General features: G+C 63.5%; 4 protein-coding genes. All 4 read right to left on the minus strand.

Features of this window, described 5'->3' with window-relative positions; all coding sequences use genetic code 11:
* Positions 1-508 (minus strand): antibiotic biosynthesis monooxygenase (locus tag OC610_RS24635; RefSeq protein ID WP_264431575.1); only part of this gene is annotated, 508 nt, incomplete at its 3' end.
* Complete coding sequence (locus OC610_RS24640; protein ID WP_264431577.1) at positions 501-914, minus strand: DoxX family protein; 414 nt, start codon at positions 912-914, stop codon at positions 501-503. The genes OC610_RS24640 and OC610_RS24635, both read right to left, overlap by 8 nt.
* A complete protein-coding gene (locus tag OC610_RS24645; RefSeq protein ID WP_264431579.1) occupies positions 911-1,864 on the minus strand; it encodes a LysR family transcriptional regulator in 954 nt (317 codons plus the stop codon). The genes OC610_RS24640 and OC610_RS24645 overlap by 4 nt, the downstream gene beginning before the upstream one ends.
* Before the next feature lie 132 nt (positions 1,865-1,996).
* Positions 1,997-2,818, minus strand: coding sequence for an alpha/beta fold hydrolase (locus OC610_RS24650; protein WP_264431582.1), 822 nt, complete (start codon positions 2,816-2,818; stop codon positions 1,997-1,999).
* Positions 2,819-2,924 lie beyond the last annotated feature (106 nt).

Consider the following 2,924-nt stretch of genomic DNA (forward strand, 5'->3'; position numbering starts at 1 on the left):
TGGCGACCACGTAGTTGGACAGGAACGCGTTGAGTTGCAGCAGCGGGCCCCAGAGCAAGGGCACCAGCAGCGTGTGCGGCAGGATGACGAATAGCGTCACCACCGATTGTTTCCAGCGCGGTGGCGGCGTAGCGGCATCGGCCAGCGGGGCGAACCAGAATTCCTTGTGGGAGGCGACTTCAGTCTGGTCGCCGTCGGCCAGCAGCGGCGTGGCCTCATTCACCAATTCGCGGCGCTCGGACGAGTCCAGCCAGCGCTGCATGGCCTCGGTGGAACAGAAACGCAGCACGCAGGTAAACAACGACAATCCGCCCTGCTTGCCCCGGACCACATCCACGCCCAGGTGCCCCGGCCACTGGCCGGCAACGCTGACGATGCGCCGCAACCAGGCTTCATAGGCGCCGTCCTGGCCGGCCTTGATCCGGTGCTTGACCACCAGCGTGACGATTTCGTCGGAACCGGGCATGGCCGGCTTCGCGGTGGATTCGAGGGTTGGGGATTCAGACATGGCGAAGCACTCCATCAAAACGCGTGTTCATCGCCAGGCGGCCGGGGCCGGCAATGAATACGCTGGTAAATATGATCAGCAGTAACCAGCCGAACTGCCCTTCTTCCAGGCTCCACTGCGGATGCACCACCAGCAGCGCCACGGCCAGCAGGAACAGGATCGGCAGGCACGCCAGCCGCACCAGCACGCCGGCCATGATCAGCAACGGACACAGCACCTCGGCGAAAATGGCCAGGATCAGCGTGGGTGCCGCGCCGAGGTGGAACGGGTCTTCGATGCGGGTCAGTTCGGTGCTGTAGTTCAGCAACTTGGGCAAGCCATGCACCCACAGCAGGAACAACGCGCCGCTCAGGCGCAGGAACAGCAGGCCCAGGGCCTGCATGCGGCGTTCATCAGTGGTATTCATCGGTGGGCTCCGGCCGGGTCCGTCGAGACGGCTGCGGCTGCAGGCAACGGTTGGGACATGTGAGTGGCGATGCGCGAACGCAGCCAGCGCTCGGCGGGATCGTTGTCATGCACGCCGCTCCAGACCATCGACAACTCGGCGGCATTGATCTCGAACGGCGGGTCTTCGGCGCGCAACGCGCAGCCTTCCACCAGCGCACAGGCGGCGTAGTCCGGCACGGTGGCGATCAGCTCGGTGCCGGCCAGCAAGGCCCGCAGGCCGCTGAATTGCGGCACTGCCAGCACGACCTTGCGCGCCCGGCCGATGCGGGCCAGATCCAGGTCGATGTTGCCGCTCAGGTCGCCCGAAAACGAGACCATGGCGTGGGGCCGCGAACAGTACTCGTCCAGGGTCAACGGCCCAGGGCGCTTGTCGCCGCGCAAGACCTTGCAGGGAATGTCCCGCAGTTTCTTGCGCTTGGCATTGGCCGGCAGGTCGGTGGTGTAGCTGACGCCGACGCTGATCTCGCCGCTGGCCAGCAGCGACGACATCAGCAGGAAATTGGCCCGGCGCACCACCACGATGATGCCCGGCGCTTCTTCGCGCAGCTGACTCAGCAGCGGAGGGAACAAGCCAAATTCGGCATCGTCCGACAGGCCGACGCGGAACACGTCGCAACTGGTGGACGGGTCGAATGCCTTGGCCCGGCTGACGGCGCTGGAAATCGTGTCCATCGCCGGCTGCAGTTCCTGCAGGATCGCCAGGGCCCGGGGCGTGGGTTCCATGCCTCGGCCGTGGCGGATCAGCAGCGGGTCGTCGAACAGATCCCGCAGCCGCCCGAGCGCCGCGCTCACCGCCGGCTGGCCCATGAACAGCTTTTCGGCGACGCGGGTCAGGTTCTTCTCGAACATCAATGCCTCGAAGATCACCAGGAGGTTCATGTCGAGACGGCGTAAATCGTTGCGGTTCATGGGTTTCGTTCCTGTTCAATACCGATCCTGTGGGAGCGAGCTTGCTCGCGATGGCGGTGAGTCAGCTTACATCGATGTTGAATGTGATGACGCCATCGCGAGCAAGCTCGCTCCCACAGGTTTGCGCCCTGATCAGCCTCGGATGAACGCCAGCAAGTCAGCGTTCAGTTGGTCCTTGTGGGTGTCGGTCAGGCCGTGGGGCGCGCCTGGGTAAACCAGCAGCTGCGAATTCTTGAGCAATTTGGCGGCCGCGATGCCGGCGGTTTCGATTGGCACCATCTGGTCGTCATCGCCATGGACCACCAGGGTCGGCACATCGATGTTGCGCAGGTCTTCGGAAAGGTCGGTCTCCGAGAACGCCTTGATGCAGTCGTAAGTGTTCTTGTGGCCGGCAAGCATGCCTTGCATCCAGAACCAGTCGATCATGCCTTGGGAAACTTTGGCGCCCGGACGGTTGGCACCGAAAAACGCGCTGGCCACGTCCTTGTATAGCTGAGAACGGTCGGCCAGGGAGGCTTGGCGGAAGCCGTCGAAGACTTCGATGGGCAGGCCGCCAGGGTTGGCCGGGGTCTTGAGCATCAGCGGCGTGACCGCCGAAATCAGGCCGAGCTTGGCGACGCGGGCGGCGCCGTGACGACCGATGTAGCGCGCCACTTCGCCACCGCCGGTGGAGAAGCCGAGCAACACCGCATTCTTGAGATCCAGGCGCTCGATCAGTTCGGCCAGGTCATCGGCGTAGGTGTTCATGTCATTGCCATCCCACGGCTGGCTGGAACGCCCGTGGCCACGGCGGTCATGGGCAATCACCCGGTAGCCGTTGGATGCGAGGAACATCATCTGCGCCTCCCAACTGTCGGAGTTCAACGGCCAGCCGTGGCTGAAGACCACCGGTTGGCCAGTGCCCCAGTCCTTGTAGTAGATCTCTGTGCCGTCGCGGGTGATGAACGTGCTCATGACATGACTCCTTGAGATGGGTGGATCGCTCAATGGTCCGGCCACAGGAGATATTTGCGTGAGTTAAACGTTGTTAATTTTTTCGGAACTGACGTGCCTTGGTGGC

The sequence above is a fragment of the Pseudomonas agronomica genome, from assembly GCF_025917275.1.
Taxonomy (GTDB): Bacteria; Pseudomonadota; Gammaproteobacteria; order Pseudomonadales; family Pseudomonadaceae; genus Aquipseudomonas; species Aquipseudomonas agronomica.